Source organism: Parapedobacter tibetensis, from assembly GCF_024704835.1.
Classification (GTDB): domain Bacteria; phylum Bacteroidota; class Bacteroidia; order Sphingobacteriales; family Sphingobacteriaceae; genus Parapedobacter; species Parapedobacter tibetensis.
Genome location: NZ_JAMXBE010000013.1, coordinates 165,905 through 188,124, shown reverse-complemented (window position 1 = coordinate 188,124; position 22,220 = coordinate 165,905). Strand labels below are relative to the sequence as shown.

Annotated in this window: 33 protein-coding genes and 1 pseudogene; 24 read left to right on the top strand and 10 right to left on the bottom strand. The window is 40.4% G+C overall.

Features of this window, described 5'->3' with window-relative positions; genetic code table 11:
- Positions 1-6 precede the first annotated feature (6 nt).
- Positions 7-735 (bottom strand): TlpA family protein disulfide reductase, encoded by a 729-nt coding sequence (locus tag NF543_RS19290; protein WP_257669827.1) that lies wholly within the window; start codon positions 733-735, stop codon positions 7-9.
- Positions 710-1,150 (bottom strand): hypothetical protein, encoded by a 441-nt coding sequence (locus NF543_RS19285; RefSeq protein ID WP_257669826.1) that lies wholly within the window; start codon positions 1,148-1,150, stop codon positions 710-712. Before NF543_RS19285 ends, NF543_RS19290 begins: the two co-directional genes overlap by 26 nt.
- A gap of 669 nt (positions 1,151-1,819) precedes the next feature.
- Here NF543_RS19285 and NF543_RS19280 point away from each other — a divergent pair.
- The 5 genes from NF543_RS19280 (at position 1,820) to NF543_RS19260 (ending at position 4,143) form a co-directional block, all read left to right on the top strand.
- Positions 1,820-2,356 (top strand): helix-turn-helix transcriptional regulator, encoded by a 537-nt coding sequence (locus NF543_RS19280; protein WP_257669825.1) that lies wholly within the window; start codon positions 1,820-1,822, stop codon positions 2,354-2,356.
- Positions 2,357-2,691: 335 nt separating this feature from the next.
- Positions 2,692-2,859 (top strand): PIN domain-containing protein, encoded by a 168-nt coding sequence (locus NF543_RS19275; RefSeq protein ID WP_257669824.1) that lies wholly within the window; start codon positions 2,692-2,694, stop codon positions 2,857-2,859.
- A gap of 258 nt (positions 2,860-3,117) precedes the next feature.
- On the top strand, positions 3,118-3,336 hold the full coding sequence (locus NF543_RS19270) for a hypothetical protein (protein ID WP_257669823.1): 219 nt from the start codon (positions 3,118-3,120) through the stop codon (positions 3,334-3,336).
- Positions 3,318-3,692, top strand: coding sequence for a type II toxin-antitoxin system VapC family toxin (locus tag NF543_RS19265; protein ID WP_257669822.1), 375 nt, complete (start codon positions 3,318-3,320; stop codon positions 3,690-3,692). Before NF543_RS19270 ends, NF543_RS19265 begins: the two co-directional genes overlap by 19 nt.
- 163 nt (positions 3,693-3,855) lie before the next feature.
- Positions 3,856-4,143: a hypothetical protein gene (locus NF543_RS19260; RefSeq protein WP_257669821.1), complete on the top strand. Its 288-nt coding sequence runs from the start codon at positions 3,856-3,858 to the stop codon at positions 4,141-4,143.
- On the opposite strand, the gene NF543_RS19255 is transcribed toward NF543_RS19260, so the two are convergent.
- Entirely contained in the window at positions 4,085-4,453 is a 369-nt protein-coding gene (locus NF543_RS19255) for a winged helix-turn-helix transcriptional regulator (protein ID WP_257669820.1), read from the bottom strand. The genes NF543_RS19260 and NF543_RS19255 overlap by 59 nt on opposite strands.
- Positions 4,454-4,552: 99 nt before the next feature.
- On the opposite strand from NF543_RS19255, the gene NF543_RS19250 reads away from it, so the two are divergent.
- From NF543_RS19250 to NF543_RS19235, 4 genes are all read left to right on the top strand, one after another.
- On the top strand, positions 4,553-5,083 hold the full coding sequence (locus NF543_RS19250) for an NAD(P)H-dependent oxidoreductase (protein WP_257669819.1): 531 nt from the start codon (positions 4,553-4,555) through the stop codon (positions 5,081-5,083).
- A 179-nt stretch (positions 5,084-5,262) separates the two neighbouring features.
- A complete protein-coding gene (locus NF543_RS19245; RefSeq protein ID WP_257957533.1) occupies positions 5,263-5,772 on the top strand; it encodes an SRPBCC family protein in 510 nt (169 codons plus the stop codon).
- 9 nt (positions 5,773-5,781) lie between these two features.
- On the top strand, positions 5,782-6,090 hold the full coding sequence (locus NF543_RS19240) for a protein tyrosine phosphatase (RefSeq protein ID WP_257669817.1): 309 nt from the start codon (positions 5,782-5,784) through the stop codon (positions 6,088-6,090).
- A gap of 123 nt (positions 6,091-6,213) precedes the next feature.
- Entirely contained in the window at positions 6,214-6,786 is a 573-nt protein-coding gene (locus NF543_RS19235) for a dihydrofolate reductase family protein (protein WP_257669816.1), read from the top strand.
- A gap of 40 nt (positions 6,787-6,826) precedes the next feature.
- On the opposite strand, the pseudogene NF543_RS25580 reads toward NF543_RS19235, so the two are convergent.
- The 6 genes and pseudogenes from NF543_RS25580 to NF543_RS19210 form a co-directional block, all read right to left on the bottom strand.
- Positions 6,827-6,889, bottom strand: a pseudogene (locus NF543_RS25580) (RNA polymerase sigma factor sigma-70 region 4 domain-containing protein); the annotation flags it as partial.
- 91 nt (positions 6,890-6,980) lie between these two features.
- Positions 6,981-7,475 carry a hypothetical protein gene (locus NF543_RS19230; RefSeq protein WP_257669815.1) on the bottom strand — a complete coding sequence of 165 codons (495 nt, stop codon included), beginning with the start codon at positions 7,473-7,475 and terminating at the stop codon, positions 6,981-6,983.
- 127 nt (positions 7,476-7,602) lie between these two features.
- Positions 7,603-8,247 carry a hypothetical protein gene (locus NF543_RS19225; RefSeq protein WP_257669814.1) on the bottom strand — a complete coding sequence of 215 codons (645 nt, stop codon included), beginning with the start codon at positions 8,245-8,247 and terminating at the stop codon, positions 7,603-7,605.
- Positions 8,231-8,725 (bottom strand): RNA polymerase sigma factor, encoded by a 495-nt coding sequence (locus NF543_RS19220; RefSeq protein ID WP_257669813.1) that lies wholly within the window; start codon positions 8,723-8,725, stop codon positions 8,231-8,233. The genes NF543_RS19225 and NF543_RS19220 overlap by 17 nt, the downstream gene beginning before the upstream one ends.
- The gene (locus tag NF543_RS19215) at positions 8,722-10,101 is read right to left on the bottom strand and encodes an alpha/beta hydrolase family protein (RefSeq protein ID WP_257669812.1); all 1,380 of its coding nucleotides are present in this window, start codon (positions 10,099-10,101) and stop codon (positions 8,722-8,724) included. The genes NF543_RS19220 and NF543_RS19215 overlap by 4 nt, the downstream gene beginning before the upstream one ends.
- A gap of 371 nt (positions 10,102-10,472) precedes the next feature.
- Positions 10,473-10,949: an OsmC family protein gene (locus NF543_RS19210; protein ID WP_257669811.1), complete on the bottom strand. Its 477-nt coding sequence runs from the start codon at positions 10,947-10,949 to the stop codon at positions 10,473-10,475.
- A 208-nt stretch (positions 10,950-11,157) separates the two neighbouring features.
- Between NF543_RS19210 and NF543_RS19205 the strand changes: the two genes are divergently transcribed.
- Positions 11,158-11,601: a DinB family protein gene (locus NF543_RS19205; RefSeq protein WP_257669810.1), complete on the top strand. Its 444-nt coding sequence runs from the start codon at positions 11,158-11,160 to the stop codon at positions 11,599-11,601.
- A 160-nt stretch (positions 11,602-11,761) separates the two neighbouring features.
- Here the strand turns inward: NF543_RS19205 and NF543_RS19200 are convergent, their stop codons facing one another.
- Positions 11,762-12,541: a phytanoyl-CoA dioxygenase family protein gene (locus tag NF543_RS19200; RefSeq protein ID WP_257669809.1), complete on the bottom strand. Its 780-nt coding sequence runs from the start codon at positions 12,539-12,541 to the stop codon at positions 11,762-11,764.
- Positions 12,542-12,869: 328 nt separating this feature from the next.
- On the opposite strand from NF543_RS19200, the gene NF543_RS19195 reads away from it, so the two are divergent.
- From NF543_RS19195 to NF543_RS19130, 14 genes are all read left to right on the top strand, one after another.
- A complete protein-coding gene (locus tag NF543_RS19195) occupies positions 12,870-13,088 on the top strand; it encodes a DUF8507 family protein (protein WP_257669808.1) in 219 nt (72 codons plus the stop codon).
- Positions 13,088-13,498, top strand: a complete 411-nt coding sequence (locus NF543_RS19190) for a putative toxin-antitoxin system toxin component, PIN family (protein WP_257669807.1) — start codon at positions 13,088-13,090, stop codon at positions 13,496-13,498. The genes NF543_RS19195 and NF543_RS19190 overlap by 1 nt, the downstream gene beginning before the upstream one ends.
- A gap of 302 nt (positions 13,499-13,800) precedes the next feature.
- Positions 13,801-14,757: a DUF2157 domain-containing protein gene (locus NF543_RS19185; protein WP_257669806.1), complete on the top strand. Its 957-nt coding sequence runs from the start codon at positions 13,801-13,803 to the stop codon at positions 14,755-14,757.
- Positions 14,747-15,820: a DUF4401 domain-containing protein gene (locus NF543_RS19180; protein WP_257669805.1), complete on the top strand. Its 1,074-nt coding sequence runs from the start codon at positions 14,747-14,749 to the stop codon at positions 15,818-15,820. Before NF543_RS19185 ends, NF543_RS19180 begins: the two co-directional genes overlap by 11 nt.
- Entirely contained in the window at positions 15,807-16,298 is a 492-nt protein-coding gene (locus tag NF543_RS19175) for a GDYXXLXY domain-containing protein (RefSeq protein ID WP_257669804.1), read from the top strand. Before NF543_RS19180 ends, NF543_RS19175 begins: the two co-directional genes overlap by 14 nt.
- A gap of 146 nt (positions 16,299-16,444) precedes the next feature.
- Complete coding sequence (locus NF543_RS19170; protein ID WP_257669803.1) at positions 16,445-17,782, top strand: serine hydrolase domain-containing protein; 1,338 nt, start codon at positions 16,445-16,447, stop codon at positions 17,780-17,782.
- A 2-nt stretch (positions 17,783-17,784) separates the two neighbouring features.
- Positions 17,785-18,255, top strand: coding sequence for an RNA polymerase sigma factor (locus NF543_RS19165; RefSeq protein ID WP_257669802.1), 471 nt, complete (start codon positions 17,785-17,787; stop codon positions 18,253-18,255).
- A gap of 3 nt (positions 18,256-18,258) precedes the next feature.
- The gene (locus NF543_RS19160) at positions 18,259-18,804 is read left to right on the top strand and encodes a hypothetical protein (RefSeq protein WP_257669801.1); all 546 of its coding nucleotides are present in this window, start codon (positions 18,259-18,261) and stop codon (positions 18,802-18,804) included.
- Between the two features lie 130 nt (positions 18,805-18,934).
- Positions 18,935-19,258, top strand: coding sequence for an ArsR/SmtB family transcription factor (locus NF543_RS19155; RefSeq protein ID WP_257669800.1), 324 nt, complete (start codon positions 18,935-18,937; stop codon positions 19,256-19,258).
- Between the two features lie 6 nt (positions 19,259-19,264).
- Positions 19,265-19,732 carry an SRPBCC family protein gene (locus NF543_RS19150; RefSeq protein ID WP_257669799.1) on the top strand — a complete coding sequence of 156 codons (468 nt, stop codon included), beginning with the start codon at positions 19,265-19,267 and terminating at the stop codon, positions 19,730-19,732.
- A gap of 158 nt (positions 19,733-19,890) precedes the next feature.
- Positions 19,891-20,274, top strand: coding sequence for a DoxX family protein (locus NF543_RS19145; RefSeq protein WP_257669798.1), 384 nt, complete (start codon positions 19,891-19,893; stop codon positions 20,272-20,274).
- Between the two features lie 133 nt (positions 20,275-20,407).
- Complete coding sequence (locus NF543_RS19140; RefSeq protein WP_257669797.1) at positions 20,408-20,992, top strand: YdeI/OmpD-associated family protein; 585 nt, start codon at positions 20,408-20,410, stop codon at positions 20,990-20,992.
- Positions 20,993-21,031: 39 nt separating this feature from the next.
- The gene (locus NF543_RS19135) at positions 21,032-21,598 is read left to right on the top strand and encodes a DUF4256 domain-containing protein (protein ID WP_257669796.1); all 567 of its coding nucleotides are present in this window, start codon (positions 21,032-21,034) and stop codon (positions 21,596-21,598) included.
- A 54-nt stretch (positions 21,599-21,652) separates the two neighbouring features.
- Entirely contained in the window at positions 21,653-22,219 is a 567-nt protein-coding gene (locus tag NF543_RS19130; RefSeq protein WP_257669795.1) for a Crp/Fnr family transcriptional regulator, read from the top strand.
- Position 22,220 lies beyond the last annotated feature (1 nt).

Below are 22,220 nucleotides of genomic sequence, written 5' to 3'. Positions count from 1 at the left end.
ATGGGTTTAGTTTTTAGTTTGGGTAAACGATGGGTCGAAATAGGTAAGTGATTCCTCCATTTCTATAGCTGTAGGCTTGTTGGCCACAATATTGGACACGAGCGCCTTGGTTACCACCTTGTTTTTGGGAATGGCCAGCAGTTTGCCGTCCTTGATCCACACCTGCCCGAAGCGGCTTTGTGCATAAAATAGCTGATTGAGCAGGGTATCTGCGGTATTGCCCACGGCTATGGGAAGCCGCCATCCTTGCTTTTGTGCAAACGGCCTAGGAAGATCGTTATGGTGGTAGAGATGTATACCCACCACGGCGACTTCCTGCTCGAAATCCTGTTGCAGGGTATCCCATTTGCTCATCGAAGCCACGCAGGGTCTGCAATAGGTGGCCCAGAAATCCAATACCAGCAGTTTATCTTTAAAATCACCGAGAATTACGGTTGATTTGCCTTCAGGATGGTTCACCACATGGAGTTCCACATCCCAGAACCACTCGGGCACACTATCGCCGATGATGAGCCCTTGGACTTCTTCAACCTCGCCCGGAGGCACAGGCCCCGACTGGGAATCGGGAACCTGCGCACGGGCTTCTGCACACATGAAACCTACGCATGCTACTAAGAGACAAGTCTTGTTGCGTAGGTTCCATGAGGCCGTTGGAAACAGACACGTTCGAATAAACAAGGTATATATCGGCCAAAGCATGGCCATATGGTTAAATATCAGTGGTCGCTTTTTCATCTTGTTGGGTTTCATAAGTTGAATCAGTTTCAGAAAGAAGAACAAAGATGGCATTAAGCTCATCGATGAAGCCTCGCCTTTCCGGATAAATGGCTCCACGAAATGTTTTACCAAACGGAATGTCCACACTTTCGGTGTCAAAATCATAATGGAAATAGAAATAGTGTGCGATAATCACGGAAACCGCTTCGCCGATGAAATCATCGTAGTCCGCCTTGAACAGCGGGAGCTCTTTTTCATTTTCTTTTGTTTTTTGCAACACGATATACATATTGGCCATCGCTTCGTGGAGGGTATACTTATGCCAGAACGTGTTGATGACTTTGGAGGCATCATACCCCGCTTTAAAGGGTCCCAAAAAATTGTCGAAGAATTCTTTGGAAATCTCGTTAAGTTCCAATCTTTCTTTCCTCATCGTGAAACCTCCTTCCTGACTGAGAGCGGGATTCGGCGTCCAGCTATGTTTCCAATGGGTTTGATATCGGTTGCTGCCAAGGGGGCATAACAATCCCCTAAGCGTAAATTTCGCTTCATTTGTAAAGGGTTTAGTGTTAAAAAATCGGTTAACTAAGGTGCATTAGCTTAACCGCCAACGCCAGAAATGGCAGGCAACAGTTAAATCGGCTGCTTCGGTTTTTTCGGATAAAGCACATCAAATGCACTCATGCCACAGGTTTTGTCAGATTTTTTTGTCATTTTTACCGTTGGTTAATTTAACGGCGTAGGGAACATAGGAAGTGATGAGGTAGGCCTAATCCGGTTATCGTATATTAGTTTGGATTTGGATACTGCCTCCGCGCCACTCGGGTTCCCACACAAGACACGCATCAACAGCAGTACCCTCCTCCAAAGTAAAGGCAAATATAGTCTTTAAATTGGAGTACGGGCATAAAACCTGCTGCCTCGGTCTTGTGTGGGATATTTACGTGACGAGACTTTTAGTGTTTTTATACCTACACCTTGGTTATATGTATTAATTCAATTTATGCCATACACATAGTTTTTTCTTTTCAATCATTCATGGTTCATCCGCTTTATGGGGATGATGAAACAAAGGTAAATAATATTTTAAAATAAATCAATAGTGAAAGGAAATAAAATTGAAAATATTTGTTCTGACCTTATTGAAAAAGCAATAAGGAGATTAATTGAAATTAGAGAAAAATTGTCCATCAAGATTCCAAGACTCGCCAAAGCTTCTCCGCTATCTAGAAGCACTTTAGAACGTCTTGAAAAACGTGAAGTTACACCAAGCTTAGAATCCATTTTTTCCTTAATACTCTTCTATGGCTTCACCCTTCCTGATTTTTTCGATTTCGACGAACCTTTGCCCACTGCTGAAAAATTGAAGCGAAGGATGAAAGCCTTCCATAAAAAAACGGGGTCGGATGCTTATGAGAAAGTGTTCACCCGACCCAAACTTAATGATCTCATCCCAGAGGAACTGATTACCAGCGGCTTTTTCGATGATTACCATACGGTTGCCGAGGTGGCAGATTTTTGCAAAGAAGAGTATGGTTACACTTATGGCAATGCTACCAATACCTTGGATAACGCTGTCAAAAAAGGCTGGCTGGTACTGGATGACAGGGTGAAGCCGAAAAAGTATAGGAAGAAGTGAGTTTGTAAGCGATACAGCGGATGGTTCGGATTTTATGATTGGATATTGGGTATTTGGAAAGACCGTGAAGTTTCTCTTGAAGGCTTACGCAAAGACGCTTGGGGCAACCGCGTATGAGTTTTGTTATCTGCGACACCAACATCTTCATTTCGCTTTTCCGAGGAATAGATAATACCATTACCTAGTTGCAATCCATTGGCGGCGAGAATATATTGATCCCTTCCATTTCTGTGATGGAGCTTTACCGTGGTATGCGTGATAAAACAGAATTCGCACAGATGAAGAAAAAGCTGAATCACTACAACGTAATCCATTATAGTGAATAGGTATCCGAATTGGCCATCAAATTGGTGCTGGACTATCGGCTATCTCATGATCTAACGATACCGGATGCCATCATCGCTGCGATGAGTGTCGTTTATGAGATTCCTTTGTTTACCTATAACGTCAAGGATTTCAAATTCATTCCCCGTATAACATTGCATGAACCCCAAAAGAGTTAGGCAATGCTTTTAATTTTCCCTAAACTGGCGTAAGTTTAGGCGCCAAAGGCCTGTGGGTGGGGTGAACTTGAACCTGTGTCTGGCAACGTCTCCTATGCCTTTGTAGAAAGACACGGAGGCAGGCCGGAAGGTTTTGGAGGATTATGCAATCGAAGCCGGAAAGAAGGTTTTGCGATTGGCAGGGGGGGTGAAAAATTCAACTTTGCCAAATAGCGATTCTTTTAGTAAATTTGCATAAAAGTATTAGAAGACAGCGATATGGCCGTTATTACCATACATCCCAAGAATAAGGAAGAAGTAACACTTTTCGAGTACCTGGCCAAACGGCTGAATACGCCCTATGAGATCAGTCAGGAAAAGTCGGTGACGGCCAAAAAAAAACCTTCTGACTTTTTCGGTACCATTAGCGAAAAAGAAGGGAAAAAGCTGCATACCTACGTCAACAAAAGCCGCGAGGAATGGCAACGGGATATCTGATTGACACCAATGTGCTGATCGACGCCCAGATGAACAGGCTGCCGCCCAAGGGCAGCCTGTTTTTAGCCGGCATCATTGACGAAGATTTTACGGTATCTTTCGTAACCTATATCGAGTTTCTTGGATATAAAAGCGTTTCGAAGGAAACGAAAGAATTTATGGCACTGGCCACCGTCATCGAAATTGACAAGGATATTATTGATACCTGTATAGCGTTGAGGAAGTCAAGATCGATAAAGTTGCCGGATGCCATCATAGCTGCTACTGCATTGTCAAAAAACCTTACGCTTATCACACGCAATACATCGGATTTTAAGAAAATAAAGGGACTGGAATTGCTCAATCCCCATGAGTAGGCAGAAAGTGAACCACCTTAGCGCTTCGGTTAAGGCGAAAAACAACTAATCGAAATAGCAACATTTAAAAAAGCCATTGATCATAAAAATGCCCCCTAATAGTGTCCCTAAATTGGCGTAAGTTTAGGCATTAAAGGCCCGGTGTTGGGGTTACCTTGAACCTGTGTCTGGTAACGTCTCCTATGCCTTTGTAGAAAAACACGGAGGCAGCCCGGAAGGATTTGGCGTACAAAACGCCTCCTTTATTATTGCCCGCATGTTTAGGTGGTTTTCCAGTGGCGAATACCCCTACAGCCCGAATGGAGAAAAAGCGAAAGACCGCGTGATTAAGGTAGGCCGTAAGGAAATCAACTGGCAAAAGCTGGTGTTTTTCGCCATGCTGCCCGCAATAATCATCGTATTGGGTACCATTGTGCTTTATGTTTTTTACCCCAACTTTCGAGTTCTTTAATAATTGACTTCAACTTGTATCCAATCGGAGTTAATTCATACTCCACACGAGGTGGAACTTCTGCATAGACAGTACGTTTAACAATTTCATTTGCTTCTAATTTACGCAGTTGTAATGTCAACATCCGCTCGGTAATATTGGGCAGACACTTTTTCAATTCTCCGAATCTTAGTTTACCGTTTATTAAATAACAGCATATGGCTAATGACCATTGTCCCCCAATAATATTTGATGCATATACTTCTAAGCATTCATTCGCTAATGCTTTTTTATTGGCAAAATTGGTTGACGTTTCTTTAATTTTTGTCATTACTTACATTTTTTATAGTACCATACAATTGATAGCTAATATACGGAAAGTATGTTTTTGACAATACCTTTGTGGCTATTGAATAAAAAACAATACGATATGAGAATATTAATCATTGTCATCCATAACAAGATTAAAGATTCACTGATCAATAAGAGGTGGGTTGAAGAATTAAATAAACATCCTGATAAGTACGACGTTCACCAATTATATGAAATCTACCCTGATGAGAAAATTGACATAATAAAGGAACAAAAGTTGATTGAATCATACGACAAAATTGTCTTTCAATTTCCATTTTATTGGTTTAATTGCCCTCCTCTTTTCAAAAAATGGCTGGACGAAGTCTTGACTTACGGTTGGGCTTATGGAAGTAAAAGTGGGTATAAAGTTTCTGGAAAGAAAATAGCTTTGGCGATCACTGCGGGGATTGATGAAAAAGAATATGGCCCCTTAGGTATATATAAATACAATTTAAAGCAATTGACAAGCCCTTTCGAGCTCACTTTTGAATACATCAGGGCTGATTACAAACAATTTTTTGCATATTACGGAATTGAGTTAAATACTTCGAGTGAATGGATTGAAAAGAGCGTTCCGCTATATATTGATTTTTTAGATTCCTTGTGAGTGTGATTTTTCCATGCCAATTGCCTTTGGCATGGTTTCGGAATACAAAACACAACTGCCCGACAAAAAACTGTTACAACAAAAACTACACGAGTTGTTTGAGAATAGCAACACAGGCGAATAAATAAAAAAAATGAGTTTAGGTAGTTAGCGCAACTAAGCTATTATGATTTTGTTTTATGTTTGCCTATGTAATCATTTTCTATATGCCTGTCATCGAACTGAAAACCAATATCCAAGCTCCGATCGAAGTATGCTTCGACTTGGCAAGAAGCATAGACTTGCACGAATTATCTACGGGAAACACACGTGAGCGAGCCGTGGCAGGCGTCACTACGGGGCTTATTGGGCTTGGAGAAACCGTTACTTTCGAAGCTACGCACTTCGGTGTAAGGCAGCGACTGACCTCCGTGATTGCGGCTTTCGAACGGCCGCGTCATTTCCGTGATGAAATGGTGAAGGGAGCTTTCCGCTATATTCGGCATGATCATTTCTTTGAGGGAAAGAATGGCGTAACGGTGATGACCGACCAGTTTGACTTCGGTTCGCCATTGGGCGTTCTGGGCCGATTGGCCAACTGGCTGGTGCTGACAAACTACCTGCGGAATTTCATCGACCAGCGCAATATGATGATAAAGCAGTATGCGGAATCGGATAAGTGGAAGGAGGTGCTACCAGCATTATCATGAATATTCTCTTTGTTTGCAGCAGAAACCAATGGCGCAGCCGTACCGCTGAAGACCTGTTTAAAAACCCATCCGCTACATCAGGTTCGTTCCGCTGGCACAGCGTCTTCCGCGTGTGTGAAGGTTTCGGAAAAAGGGATCCAATGGGTCGACATGATCTTGGTAATGGAAAAGCGTCATAAGGAAATCCTGCAAGTAAAATTCTGCAATTGGATACTGAATAAAGAAATTATCGTACTCAGCATCCCGGATGAATACAACTATATGGATCCCGAGCTGGTAACGATACTTGAACAACATTGGAAATCGATTGTGGAATGATGGAACCGAAACAAATTATCGGCGTGGTCGTAAACGTGTTGAACCAGCTTAACCTTTAGCGCACAGCCAAGGAGAGCGTTACTACAATAATTGATTAATTTCGCGGAGGTAAACCACAACACTATGAGAAAGATTATTTTAGATTTAGCAATATCGCTTGATGGGTTCATTGAAGGGCCAAATGGTGAGATTGATTGGCTCCTCGGTGACGAAGATGTTGATTTCGGTGATATCATAAATGATATACTTATCGGGATAGACGCAATATTCTACGGTAGAATAAGTTACGATCTATGGGGAAATTATCAACCGGATGAAAACGCAGGTGCTAAGTTAAAGGAGGCGTATAAATCACTTCACAGCAAGAAGAAATACGTTTTTTCGACAACCAAACGATATGAAAATGGCGTTACAACCATCGACTCAAATATTAAGGAAAACGTCGAACAGATTTTACAGGAGCCCGGAGAAAACATTTGGTTATACGGTGGAGGAAAATTGACAACGACATTTATAAATCTCGGCTTGATAGATGTTTACAGACTGGCCGTGCACCCTGTCCTTTTAGGTTCAGGCAAACCGCTATTTCAAAATATAAAACAGCGAGTGGGTTTGAAGTTGGTAGACATAACAAAGTCATCGGGAGGTGTTGTATTATTGAATTATGAAGCCAATAACGGGAAAACAGTGAAGTGATATCACGATCTGGTAGTGTAACGGGAACTGTTTTAACTGTATTCTCGGATATATCCATCGACGCAGCAATTTCTTTTTGGGAAAGCCCGTCAAACCTGCTCAACTTAATAAATCAGGGTTTATTCTGTTACTTTTTTTTAAAAAGTTCGATAATTCCTAAAGTAGCTTATAAAGAATAGTTGACGCTCCTGATACTATTGCGCCACCATCATTGACATATAGTAATTTGCACAGTGTATTGAAGTCATCAATAATATTTCTTTATTAGAAAAAGTCTTAAAAGTGTCAGATGTTGTTATCTGATATTCATAATTCATTTTGGTCCATTTCAGATGCGGTTTCATAACTAAAAGTTCAGTTCCTTCTTGGTCTATAAGTATAAATGATGCTTTAAAAACACCGCTATATTTAAAAATATAACCTTTCTCAATGTCGTTAAAATAAGTTTGTACGACAATTTCTCCATTCCAATTCATTTTGAATTTTAGTAGTACCTTTTCTCCGTCCTTGAGTTCAATTGTTGTTCCCCAAAAACCTTTCGGCTCAACTTGGTAGTTTGAATTATTTGCAATTTCTATTACTGCATTAAATTTAAACCAGCTTTTGTAAGAAAGTTTCCCAATTAATTTGTCGTCTTTTGTCACATCAAAAGATGAAGACTGGTTTGATTTTGCTTGATATTCTGTCATAGTCATTTTAATTTAGTGGAATGTGCTTTGGTTGCACATAACGGTAAAGTATAAATGTAGTACGGGTTTGGGAACGATTCACTGTCCACTCACCGTAGGTTTGTTAAGACTCAATTTTAGCGTTTTACTATCCCTGTTTCAACTTTTCCATCTCAGCAATTGTTTCTTCCAGTTTCCGGAATACCCTTCCGTATATCAAACCTACATCCCATCTATAGATTCTGTCGGAAAAATAGAACATCAGCAGGGTTGCCACTCCCGCGATGATCCATGCAAATAATGGAACACTCCCAATAAATATTACGTCCGGGTATTTTTGATACATTTTCGAGGTTATTGGGCCTTTATTCCATGCAGACCATATAGTACTCATGGCAATTAGAAAATAGAGTGGGTAAGTAAAACGTAATATTTTCTCATCCTCCGAGAGGGCATCTTTAATACTTCGATCGAACGACTTGAGATAGTCAAGACTGGTTGCTCCGTGATCCAGTGTTTTGATGCTTCGCTTTTGCCGTATGCTGTACCATGCCGTAAGAAGAAGCAGTACAGATACGGCAGCTCCCTGCCAAATGGCATCCAGGAAATAATATATAATGAGGAAAAGAATTGCCATGATGACAATAACAATTAAGTTGACCTTGAACATCCTTTTCATCTTGTCAACCAGGTGCTTTGATTTTTGGTTGTACAAGTCATTAATTTTCGGAGCAACTAAGCTCTTTTCATTCAAAAAGCCTTCTTTCCAAATTACTTCAATTGAATTTTTCATCGAGTATTTTTTTTAAACGTTCTTTAATTCTGTTCACACGGACACCAATGTTATTCGCATTTGTACCAAGGATATCGGCAATTTCCTGATAAGATTTTTCTTCCAAATACAGGAGGATCAATGCCCTGTCGACTTCTGACAAGTGCCTGATTGCCACATACAATTGGTTCAGAGACTCGTCTTCAAAGGCCCTGTTTTCAGTTATTATCACATCAGGTAAAACATCCGAAGTGAAATACGTTTGTCCATTGCCTTTCGATTTTTTGAGTAGCGTCAGGCACACGTTTAGAGAAATACGATAAACCCATGTTGACCATTTGCATTGCTCGCGGAAATTATCTTTGCTTCTCCAAATTTGCAGACAAACCTCTTGGTAGTAGTCCTCAAAATCTTCCTGAGAATTGGTATATGCCCTGCAGATCTTGATGATGATTGCTGCAAAGGGTAAAATCGATGTCTGGTAAAAATCGTTACTCACTTTGTTTGTTTTAGCACCCAACCAGAAATTTCCTCAAGCACTAACGGGTCTATTGTTTGCTCGATGGTTGCGTATTCGTCCATTGCCCCCGTTTTGCAGGTTTGGAATAAATGATTCATGTCCGGAAATTCTTTTACCGTTACATTGTCATTCCCTCCAAGCCTGATGGCTTTTTCTATGACTGCCAAATTTTCTGGCGCCACTTGCGCATCTTTTCCTCCATTGAGTGCAAGCACGGGACATTTTATACTTTTCAATGAATTCACGGGATCGTACTTTAAAAAGTACCTCATCCAAGGTCTTCTGAATTGCGAAACCTGCATTTTAATGAATTCCTCTTCATCCATTCCTTCAGGGATCATGTTATTATTTGATATCACATCATTTAGATATTCTTTCAGCCTGGTTTCAAATGATTCATCTTCTCCATATTGACTAAATAATTCAAAAATACCCCGACTTGTTCTCAATTCTCTTTGAACGCTCTCTTCATCCAGTCCTTGAGATCTGGTGACCGACTCTACTTGTTTGAGTAGTATCTGACTGCCAGAAACTCCAGGTGCTGCTAACAGTACGATGAATGCGACTTCAGTATCGGTAGCCACTATAGGAGCTATCAATCCTCCCTCGCTGTGTCCGACCAGTCCGATGCGCCTTTTGTCAATCTCCTTTCTTGTTTTAAGATAGGCGATAGCTGCTCTCACATCATTGGCGAAATCTGCTGAAGTTGCACTCCCATGGTTTCCGGTTGATTGAGCAAAGCCACGGTCATCATAACGAAGGACAGCTATTCCATTTTTTGTCAAGTGATCGGCCAATACCAGGAACGGCTTATGCGTCATAAATTCTTCATCCCTGTTCTGAGGCCCGGATCCTGTTATCAAAATAGACGCAGGAAATTTTTTCTTGCCATCGGGCAACGTCAGGGTTCCCGCCAACTCTATTTTACCTCCTTCGCTGGGAAACTTCACCTCTTCACTGAAGTATGGGTATGGCTTCTTAGGTTCTTGCGGTCGAAAAAGAGCCTTCTTTTCGATCAGATTTCTGGTAAGGTTGAGCGGGAAGGACTGCCCTGACTGATAAAAAAAGCCTTCTATGCCATCTGATCCATACTGCCCCTGATACCGGACACCCAATTTGGCTATTTCAATAGTTAAAGTTGAATTTTCAAAATTTATAGCACTTGCCTGAATTCCAAAAGCTTTTTGATCAGGGCTATCCATTTTAGCCTCATAAGTTGAATCTTCTCTGGAGATATGAAATACCAACCTCAGTTCCATTCCCTGCGCGTTAAGCATTCCGTTCCATTTTCCGGTGATGTCCTGAGCTTGCGATAGGCAAGGAATCAGCACCATAAGTAAGATTAGTTTCTTCATAATTCTGTTCTTTTCCTTATTTAGTGGCTAAATTCAAAGAACATTACACCTCCATGATTTTTTTTAGTAAGCGGGGACTTTATCTAATAAATGAATCCTTATTTCCTTGATAGACAGGCAGGAACTAATAAGATAGCTTGTTCCTTAGCTATATCACCATACCCTTTCGTATCAGTTATATTAAGGGTGGTCAGACTGTAAAGTTCATCCGACTATTGGTGCGTTTTGAACACGTTATCAGTGAATAAACCCAGTTTCCATTTTTCGCCTAACCTACGGTCTGAAAATAAGGAGGGTTACAATTTTATTTGTTGATTTACGCTGTTTTCATTTTGTGATAGTTTACCGCAGTTTTGCAATTTGGCTTATTTTCAAGCATTGCTTGTCTTGCAGGTCGGATTATGGTAAATTGGAAAATTACAAGAGTTTGCAATAAAACAAAGTTCGTTTGCCTTTTTGTGCAATTCATCCGCCTTGCTAATCATTGCATGCTCGCCTATAATAACAACAGGATGTAATGTTACTTCCGTAAAGTGCCCGCCACCATTTTCCGTTTCCTGCATAATTCCTGTTGCATTATCTTTATAGTCAACAACTATAATTCCCGCATCTGTGCATAAATGCAAATACCAAAGCATGTGGCACGTTGCAATCGATGCTAAAAATAATTCTTCGGGATTATGCTTTGTTTTGTCTCCCCTGAAAGCCGCGTCTGAAGAGCAATGTATATCCACTTTGTTGGGGATCTGCACCGTATGGTTGCGTTTGTACGAATAATAGTTTTGCGTTCCGTTACCGGTATTTCCTGTCCATTCAACAGTCAGCCGATAAATATGTTGTCTGTTCATAGTTGTTTTAATTATCTAATCCATAGCGTATCAGCTGACAAATTTAAACATCGCAAAGATGATAAAGTGGTGAAAAAAAAATTGTATGAAGCGAAATGGTGAAATCAATGTCCTTAGTTGATTTTCTTGATATCGTTTATCACATCCCGAAAATAAGACTACATGAAAGGTGAAAAAGCATTACCTTAGTGCAAGGTAAACGATACATATGATCAACGATGCGATAAATAGGCTTGAATACTTGTGTGACATTATCCCACAGCTATTGCACGAAATCAGCGAGGAAGAGTTTTCCACTAAACCATCGCCCGAGAAATGGAGTAAGAAGGAAATACTTGGCCATTTGATTGATAGCGCAACAAACAATCACCAACGGTTTGTCCGTGTGCAATTTGAAGATTGCCCATCGATTTGGTATGACCAAGATAATTGGGTTGCATATAGCCGTCATCAACAAGTGCCAAAGGAGCAACTGATAGCCTTTTGGGCCAGTTACAACAGGTATTTGGCAATCCTGCTGAGTCACATACCGAACGAAAACTTGCAATGTACCTGTAGGATGAGGGACGGCGGCGTGGTGACGCTGAATTTCCTGATTGACGACTATGTGGCGCACTTGGAGCATCACCTGGGGCAAATGGTGGTATTTTAGGTAAGCGAATGTCCGGAATTGAAGTATGTCGAGCGTTTGGAATGGAGACTAAGAAACTAATTGACGAGTATGGCCAAATATTCGTCTCCAGATGCCGTATGCAACCCTAAAAAAGAGGCTATCCGATAACCTCTTTTTAAATGGAAATTTGCTCTTATTCTTATTCATCCGTCAAAGCCATCCGTATAGCCTCCTCTACAGGAGCATAACCGATTTCTGAATCAGAAATTGTCAATTCGTTTCGCAACAACAACGGAGGTTGAGCCATAAATTTGGGTGTTTTTCCGCGGTGTGCCTGAGCTGAATGAACCAGAAAAGGATGACACAAATAAATGGTGCCTGCCTTGCCTGTTGCGGTCACTTTATCACGTTGAGGTAGTGTATCCAACTTGCCAGCAAGTTCCATAAACGAAAGCCCGTTTTCTCCTTCTGGATGCAATAGTTTGGCCACATCAATATGCGACCCTTTGTAAATGATGGTAGGCGCATCTGCTTCAGAAACATCCGAATAAAGTATTAACATTAACAATGCTCGTCCTTTTGACTTGACATTAATCCTCCATTCAATGGACGGATCTTTTCCGGGAAAACTTGCATCGACGTGTTTGCCGGTATCATTCGGTTCTTTATCAGAAGGAAACCTGACCGGAAAGGTTCCAACACTTCCACATGGAAGCCATCTATCCGTCCCTATCAATTGATTGAAGACCAAATGTAATTTGGGGTTATTTACAGCGTCAAAAAAAGGCTGTTGTGAATACATTCCTAAACGAATAACGGGTTCTGTCCAGGTACTCGGTTTTGACCTGTCGCAGGGAAGGTCATTCCATAGAATAGCTACAGCAGCCTCTGCAATTTCCCTAGGAAATGCATTATCAATGCGAACAAAACCGTTAAGAATAAACTGTTCTATTTCCTCTTTTCTTAGTATATCCGACATAATATTTCTATTTTTTTGTTAAACAACGAAGCATAATAAACCTGCTTCGGACAACGGGTTTGATTTAATTAACTAACGATAAAATTTGTATAATGAGAATCTATGCACTAAGGGGGATATAAATAGTGCAACGCCTGGAAACTAAGCTAGACAGGATTTTATAACATTACAGTCATTCTCATGGGCACAAAACTACAAATTTTCTTTAATAATTTGAATGAATAGGGCATCGAATGGAACAACTGAGCTATGCGTATGTCGAGAGCTTCCTCGGACATTCGGATTCTAATTTAATTTTTTCGTATTTTTGTGTTTTAGAGGTATCAAAATGGCAGTAATTTCAAATTCACACACGGAGTTAAATGCTTTGCAGATTTCCTTATTGAGGATGTTTAACCGGCCGATGTCCGATAGGGATGTCATCGAATTAAAGAGTGTTTTGGTGAAACATTACGATAAGTTGTTGAAAAAGGAGGCCAATCGTGTGGTGGCAAAGAAGGGATATACCCAAGCTGATTTCGATAGGATGCTTAATGATGAAAGTTGATGCGAATAGTTGTCGATACCAATTGTCTATTGGCATCTATACCGCCCCAAAGCGGATACTATTGGCTATATCAGTCATTCACCGATGGGAAATTCGATTGGTTGGTAAGCAATGAAATCCTCACCGAATATGAGGAGAAAATCACTGATCGATATTCCGGGAAAGCAGCCACGTTGGTACTCAATATACTTAGTGCCGCTCCAAACGTTATATTTACTGAACCTTCATTCAAATGGCAGTTAATTATTGGTGATCCGGATGATAATAAGTTTGCTGACTTAGCTGTGTCAGGGAATGCTAGCTATTTGGTGACCAATGACAAGGATTTCAACGTGCTTAAATCAATCGATTTTCCGGTTGTCAATGTTGTTTCCATTCACGAATTTAAGGATATTCTAGGCCTAAACTAAGCCGCCGTTGAAGTGCTTTCATAGGGCAAAAACCGAGTATAGTTGTTGACTAAAAAAACTAAATTTGGCGTTTGGTTATGAAAGAATTATCAATGTCATCCCGATAGGCAAGGCATGGGCATCGTTAATGGTGCGGTGAACTTACTAAGGATCGGTTGAAAGCCTAAAGAATTTGGATTTAACCGATTGAGTGGTTATCTTTAACATAACCAACATGACCTGAGCCCGGGATAAGCAGAGATTTGGTGAAGAACGTGAGCGAATGTGGGTCGTAAGCATAATTTTAAAACAGATACCCTCGAATGAAAGATATTCAACGAGAAGACATTCATATCATCAGCAGACACAGCAACCTGACTGAACAAGGAATTGACAGTGTCTTGAAGGAAAAAGTATATAATGACAAAGAGGCGTGGCAAAAATTTCTTAGACTATTTTTTATCACGCTTGGAGTCGGTTTTACGGTGTCGGGGATAGTTTTCTTTTTTGCCTACAATTGGGAAGATCTACATAAGTTTGCCAAAATCGGAATAACAGAGGGACTAATCATTGCAATTACAAGCCTCGCGTTACTTCCTAAAATCAATGCCAACATCAGGAACATTATACTGACAGGAGCAGCAGTTTTAGTGGGGGTTTTGTTTGCTGTGTTCGGACAAATTTATCAGACTGGAGCTAATGCGTATGACTTCTTTTTAGCTTGGACCGTCTTTGTAACGTTATGGGTTCTCGTTGCAAACTTTGCCCCTTTGTGGTTGCTTTATCTCATTTTAATCAATGCAACGTTCATTTTATATGCGCAACAAGTCGCCAAAGATTGGTCGGAAGTGCTTGTTTTTTCCTTGCTTTTCATCATTAATACTGCTGTACTCGTTTCCGCTATTTTACTTTCCAAGTACAAGAAAATAGTAGACGTACCTAATTGGTTTCTGAATATAGTGGCTTTGGGGTGCACAACCTATGCAACCATAGGAATCGTTATCGGGATTTTTGACAAGTATCAGATTGCTTTCCTTATATTGATTTTAATAGCTTCAATTGTATATGCGTTGGGTATTTGGCACGGACTAAAAGCAAAAAGTGGATTTTATCTTTCTGTTGTCCCTTTCAGCCTTATTGTTATCGTGTCGGCTTTGCTAATTAAAATATCAGAAGGTGAAATGATGTTTTTATTAGTCAGCTTATTTATAGTAGCCAGTATAACGTTAGTCATTAAAAATTTGATTGATATTCAAAAGAAATGGGCAAATGAAGCGTAAAGAAAACATAAAAGAGTTATTGGATTATTTACAAACTACAGCGGAGAAGGAATTGCAGTTTGACGAAGAGGCTATTGTTACAGCTTATCAAAAGAATAACGACAATCAATCATTGGCAATAAAAATATTATCCATATTTGGAGGGTTAATGGCAAGTCTTGCGTTTTTGGGGTTTCTTTTTATCGCTGGATTGTATGACTCAGATATAGGTTTGTTGATTTTTGGGACACTTTGCATCGCAGGAGCGATTTGGATAAACAAAGCGTATGATAAAATTATCATTGACACGTTAAGTGTATCGTCTTTTATAATCGGTTTTATACTTATTGGTTTTGGTTTCAGTGAGTTAGAGGTAAATGTGAATATTGTAAGCATTATCTTTATCATCATTTCGCTTTGCTCGCTAATTATCGTTCAAAACTATATCCTTTCCTTCATCGCTGTCCTGATAATAAACGGAAGTATTTTAGCGATAATCCTATCAAACAAAAGCTATGACCTGATTCATATTTGTGTTGCTGTACTCGTATTGATTATCACTTATTTTTTTCTGAAAGAAGCAAAAATAATTACAGCGAGTAAAGCGCTGTTCAGACTTTACAACCCAATACGGATAGGATTGATTATTTCGTTTTTGTCAGGATTGGTTATTTTTGGTAAAAAGGGAATACTTCCCATATCGCCCGACTATATTTGGCTGTCTTCGGTAATCATAATCTCAGCAATAATGTATTTGCTGTCCAATCTCTTTGGTATTCTAAATATAACCAACATACAGCACAAAACTGGTATTTACGTGCTCAGTATTCTTTTATTATTGCCAACTGTATTGTCTCCGGCTATATCAGGAGCTATTCTCATCGTTCTTTTGAGTTTTTTGGTGAATTATAAAACAGGCTTGGTTATAGGTATTATTGCATTTATCTACTTCATTTCACAGTACTATTACGACCTTCATTTCACGTTACTGACCAAATCCATACTCTTGTTTTCATCAGGTGTGTTCTTCATTTTGCTATATTTACTCACCTATAAAAAATTGACATCAAATGAAAAGATATAAATGGTTCATCATACTCCTGAACCTCATTTTTTTGTTGGTATATTTTAATCATTCGGTAGCAAAGAAAGAGGCATTATTAAAGGACGGACAATTGATTTTGTTAGCGCTTGCCCCAGTTGACCCTCGTTCATTGATGCAAGGCGACTATATGGCTTTGCGATATGACATTTCGGAAGATATTATTAGTCATAAAAATATTCCAAAACGTGGGTATTGTGTTGTAAGACTTGACAGTAATAACGTAGCTAACAAAGTCAGGTTTCAAAAAGACCTAACTCCATTGAATGCGGGTGAATATCTTATCGAATATACATCTCCCAATAGCTGGAATGTCAATATAGGAGCGGAATCATTCTTTTTTCAGGAAGGGCGAGCAGAAAAATATGAAATGGCAAAATACGGAGGAGTAAAAGTAGACAAAAGTGGAAATAGCCTGTTAATCGGACTTTACGATGAACAGCGAAGAAAAATTGAATAAAAAAACCTACCTAATGGCTATTTTGTAATCAATGGGGGCAATTCAGAGACCAAAACCGGTTGCCATTAAAACCATACCAAATAGAAATGCACTTGCGCCTGTAAGTTCTCGTCAACCTTTGCAACTAACTCCGTAAACAGCAAAGTATGTACAAAATAACAATAAGCTTTTTGATGGCCATATGGTCTTTGGTATGTTCAGGGCAGTCGGACGTATTGAATAAATACCTGGATATTCAACAACAAAGGATAAATTTTAATGGTGTTGTACTGGTTGCAAAGAACAATCAAACACTTTACCAGATAAATGTCGGAAAAGCTTCTCAAGAGCTAAATGTGCCGATCAATACTGGGGCTGTGTTCAGGATAGCATCCATCAGCAAACAATTTACCGCCACGCTCGTTGCGCTTGCAACCGAGGAGGGAAGGCTGAGGTTGGATGATTCCCTCGGTACATTCTTTCCCGAGCTGAAGAATACCCAATGGCGAAAAATAAGCTTACACCAATTGCTGTCTCACACTTCCGGCATCCCACATAATGAAGGCATCGCTGATTATTGGATATTAAAATCGCGCCTGCCGCTTTCTAAAGAGCAGGCGCTGGCGGAAATATTTGCCATGGAGCTGCTGTTTGAACCGGGAACGGAAATGCACTATTCTAGCCCGGGTTATCTGCTGCTCGCTTGCATCCTTGAAACCATATATAGGCAGCCTTATGCTAAAATTCTTGAGGAGAAAATATTAAGGCCCCTAGAGATGCACTATGCTGGTGTATCCCATAGCAGTAAACTGATTCCGGGGATGGTATCGGCGTATCATATGCTGGGCGATAGCTTGATGGTGGCACCATATCGGGATTTTTCATTGATGAAGGGGTCAGGTGATTTGTACGCCAGCGCAGAAGATCTCGCCAAATGGAACAGCAGTTTTTCCACCGGTGGCATGTGGAGCGAAAGCCTGAAAAAATTATTGTTCACAGCTCATACCCATAACACACCGAATTATGGCTACGGATGGTTCATCCGCCCACAGGGAAGGCTTGCCTACTATCATGGCGGCGGGACCTTTGGCTGTTCGGCCCTCTCGGCGTGGTATCCCGATGAGCAGATGAGTATCATTATTTTAAGTAATGTTTCCGTATTGCCGGTAGACGAACTGTGGAGTGATATTGAAAAAATTGTTTTCGGTGAACCCTTTGAACTGCCCATGATCAGGCCAACCATGCGCATGGGCACGGCTGAATTGCAGAAATTCACGGGACGGTATATGCAGGGGCAACAGGAACTAGATATCGTGCTTGTCAATGATCAGCTGTATGCTAAATTGGGGGCTAATCCTGCTTTCGAGGTTTATCCCGAAAGCAAATTGAGTTTCTTTGGTAAAAAAGTTGATGTACGCCTTACTTTTAAGTCAGATGAAGAAGACGGTATAACAGGCCTGGAAGCGGATGTAAAGGGGCAGAAACATCATTTCACAAAAAAATAGCCATGGATGAAACGCTGTTCTTACGCTTGATCAATGAGCATCAGGGAATTATTCATAAAATATGTAGGCTTTATCGGGACTCAAAAGAGGACCGCGAAGACTTGTTTCAGGAGATCGTGTTTCAGCTATGGAAATCCCTTCCCTCTTTTAAAGGTAAGGCTAAATTCAGTACTTGGATGTACAGGATAGCGCTCAGTACGGCCATCGCTGCTTTCCGAAAAAAGAGACCGGATATCAGGTATACGGCGTCATTGCCCGACGAACAGGGTGAGCAACCAGAACAGAGCGAACAACGGGAACGTTTGTTTGAAGCGCTTAAGAAGTTAAATGATGTTGACAAAGCGCTGATTACGCTCTATTTGGAAGACCTGACTTATCAGGAGATTGCGGAGGTTTCAGGTATCACCGAAAATAACGTCGGGGTAAAACTGAACAGGATCAAAAACAAAATTCAGCAACTTTTAAAAGATTAAGTAATGGAAAATGATGCGTTAAAGTCAGCTTGGCAGGGCATGGATACCCCGCAGAAAAGCAACACGGAATTAAAGTCGATCATGCAGGAAAGCGCACATCCGGTACTGAAGGGTATTCGCATGCAGTTGATGATAGAAATTGTTGGATTCACTGTTTTTCTTTTGGTGTATTATGACTTCTTCGATGGTGATCGCAAACCGTTTTATGCGAATGTACTATTGGTAAGTGCCATGCTCTTCGTAATTGTACATAATATCATTGGGTATGTGCTCACCAAACGCGGTGTCAAAGGCAACAATATTAAACAATCGCTGGAAGACCGTTTTTCCAAAATGAAAACGTACGCAATGGTGTCCATCGCCACCCGTATGCTGGCAGCTGTCTGTTTATGGTTCTTCTTTCTTTCTGTAATTAAGTTTAATGCAGATCGGTATTGGATGCTAGCTGTAGTAGTATTGGTAGTCGTTGTGCAGATAACCGTCTTATCAAAGATATGGGTAAGGAGGATAAAGCGGATGAAAGAAGCTATAGGCAGTTTTGGCCTGTAATCTTCCTTGAAAATAGCTGCCTTAATTCGAACCTACAACTAACGACCCGGAAAAACATCCACAAAAAAAATACAGAAAAACTTGCGTAGTCAAATAACTACATATATATTTGTAGTCAAATAGCTACGCAATGAACTTAAGACGAGACGTATTTCAAGCCATAGCAGACCCGACAAGAAGGGCCATACTCATGTTGGTGGCCTCGCAATCCATGACAGCAGGTGCAATAGCCTCAAACTTTGACACAGCAAGACCGACGGTTTCAAAACACTTGCAAATACTCATCGAGTGCGAATTGCTGGAACAAGAGCAAAACGGCAGGGAAATTTACTATCACTTCAATGCAAAGAAAATGAAAGAAGTAGCCGACTTTATTGAGCCATTCCGCAAAATGTGGGATGACCGATTTAATAAACTGGAAACCGTAATGAAAAACTACCAATCAAATAAATAGCATAATATGGAACAAAAAACAAAAATACATACCGAAGAAGGCAAACAAGATTTAGTGATTACAAGGGAATTTGATTTGCCTTTGGAATTATTGTTTAAAGCCTATACGGTGCCCGACATTGTGGAGCAATGGATGGGAACAAAAGTGTTGAAACTGGAAAACAAAAAACATGGCGGTTATCAATTTGAAACATCCGATGCACAGGGAAATGTTGTCCTTCAGGCCAATGGGGCCATCCATGAGTTTGTCACGGATCGGAAAATTACTCGCACATTTGAAATGGAAAATGTGCCTTTTGACGTTCAATTGGAGTTTCTGGAATTTGAACCGCTTACCGACGATCGAAGCAAGCTCACCATGCACGTAATATACCGGTCTGCGGTGCTTCGGGATCAGCAGCTGAAACTCCCCTTTGCTTACGGCATCAACATGGCGCATGACCGTCTGCAAGAAGTTGTAAACAAACTTAGATAAAGTTGCTTTAATACTATAATCGCGTGGAATAAACCTCCGCTAATTGGTGGAAGCTCGAACGCCTCTGAAAAAAAACAACTGTGAGAAAAAGCAACTTTATCGATCTCTCCTCTGCCGTTGAGAGACAACTTTTATAGAGGAAATTAAAATAATATATTATGACTAAGAGGAATAAAATTATCTATTGGATTGCCACTGTCTGGTTAGCATTAGGCATGCTATCAACCGGGATCGTACAATTAATTAAAATGGAGGAAGAGGTAGCTATGATGACCCATTTGGGCTATCCGCTTTACTTGCTAACGATACTGGGTATTTGGAAAATTTTGGGCGTTGTAGCCGTGCTTATACCTAAATTTGCTTTGCTCAAAGAATGGGCTTATGCAGGTTTCTTTTTTGCCATGTTGGGTGCAATTTTTTCGCACCTGGCCGTTGGAGATGGTGCCAAAGAACTTTTTGGACCCGCATTATTACTTCTCCTGACTGCGATATCCTGGTATTTCAGACCTGCGGATAGAAAAATGATTTTGGTGAATCAATAACCATTCATAACTTTATTGCAGTATATCTATAAAGGAATAAAATGGAACCGGCATGTGAAGCTACTCCACAAAAAAGGATGTAAATAGCAATGGCGGTTCCATTCGACCATTAAAAACACTAAAAAATATACGAATGAATCCCAAGGTTGATTGGTACTTTGATAAAGCCCAAAAATGGCAGAAGGAAATAGCGCAATTGAGAACGATCGTTCTTGACTGTGGTCTGATGGAAGAATTGAAGTGGGGCTGTCCCTGCTACACGTTTCAGAAAAGCAACATTGTGCTGATACATGTGTTCAAAGAATACTGTGCACTGTTGTTTTTTAAAGGCGCCTTGTTACAGGATACTAATGGTATGCTAATCCAACAAACGGAGAATGTGCAGGCGGCGCGGCAGATTCGGTTCACCAATATTCGGGAAATAGTTGATCCCGATGTATCAGCAAGACTGAAAGCCTATATTTATGAAGCCATTGAAGTGGAAAAAGCCGGTTTGAAAGTGCCTTTGAAAAAGACTACGGAATTCCCTATTCCGGAAGAATTTCAACATAAATTAGATGAGATCCCTGCACTGAAAACTGCCTTTGAGGCATTGACACCCGGACGACAAAGGGCTTATCTTTTTTATTTTGCACAACCCAAACAATCCAAAACCCGAGAGTCAAGGGTTGAAAATTACATGCCGCAAATACTCAACGGAAAGGGATTAAATGATTAGTAGTATTTTCAACAGCGATAATATAAAAGTATAAACAAGATGAATAGCAATAAAAAGGAGTTATCACCAGAGCAACGTGAAGAACTACTCAGCGCATTAAAAACCCGTTTTGAGAAAAACATGAACCGCCATAAAGGTATTGAATGGGCTAACGTGCAAGCCAAGTTGGAAGCAAACCCTGAAAAACTATGGTCGCTCGATGATATGGAAATAACGGGCGGTGAACCAGATGTTGTTGGTTATGATAAAAAGACGGGCGAATACATTTTTTATGACTGTTCAGCGGAAAGTCCTAAAGGCCGCAGAAGTATTTGTTATGACCATGAAGCGCTGGAGTCTAGGAAAGAACATAAACCCAAAGATAGTGCTATGGGTATGGCTGCTGACATGGGAATTGAGCTTTTGACGGAAGAGCAATATCGGGAGTTGCAGCAATTGGGGGAATTCGATTTGAAAACGTCGAGCTGGATAATAACACCTGCTGATATCAGAGCTCGCGGTGGCGCCCTCTTTTGTGATCGCCGTTTCGGCCATGTCTTCGTGTACCACAACGGTGCGGAATCTTACTATGGCGCCAGGGGATTCCGTGGCGCGCTAAGGGTCTAGATTTTTTGCCATTTGACAAATTCTGAAGATTTCACAATGACGATCTTTGTGGCTATGGACAATTTAATTAACTATTTGTTGCAATTCGGACAACTAAACCAACAGCAAATTGACTTAGTGAAAAGAAAAGTTGAAGTCGTGGATTTGAAAAAGGACGACTATTTTTCGGAAGCAGGAAAGATACCCAAGCAAGTTGCTTTTATTAACAAAGGAATTTTACGCGTGTGCTACTATAATAGCAAAGGTGATGAGATTACTAAATATTTTGTTGATGAAAATAATTTCGCAGTAGATATCAACAGCTTTAATCAGAAAATCCCGTCCTCTGAATATGTACAAGCTGTTACCGACTGTACGCTTTTAATATTTTCTGCAGAAGCATTTAAAGAATTATCCACGACCATAATCGTTTGGGATAGCATGATAAGTAAGATAACGGAAAAAGCATTAATTGAAAAATTAAACAAACTAAGCCCAATGTTAACAGAAGATGCATCAACCCGTTATCTTAATTTTTTAGAAAAATTCCCCACTTTGGCAAACCGAATCCCGCTTTCATATTTAGCTTCATATTTAGGGATTACCCAATCCTCATTGAGTAGGATTAGAAGAAATATTTAAA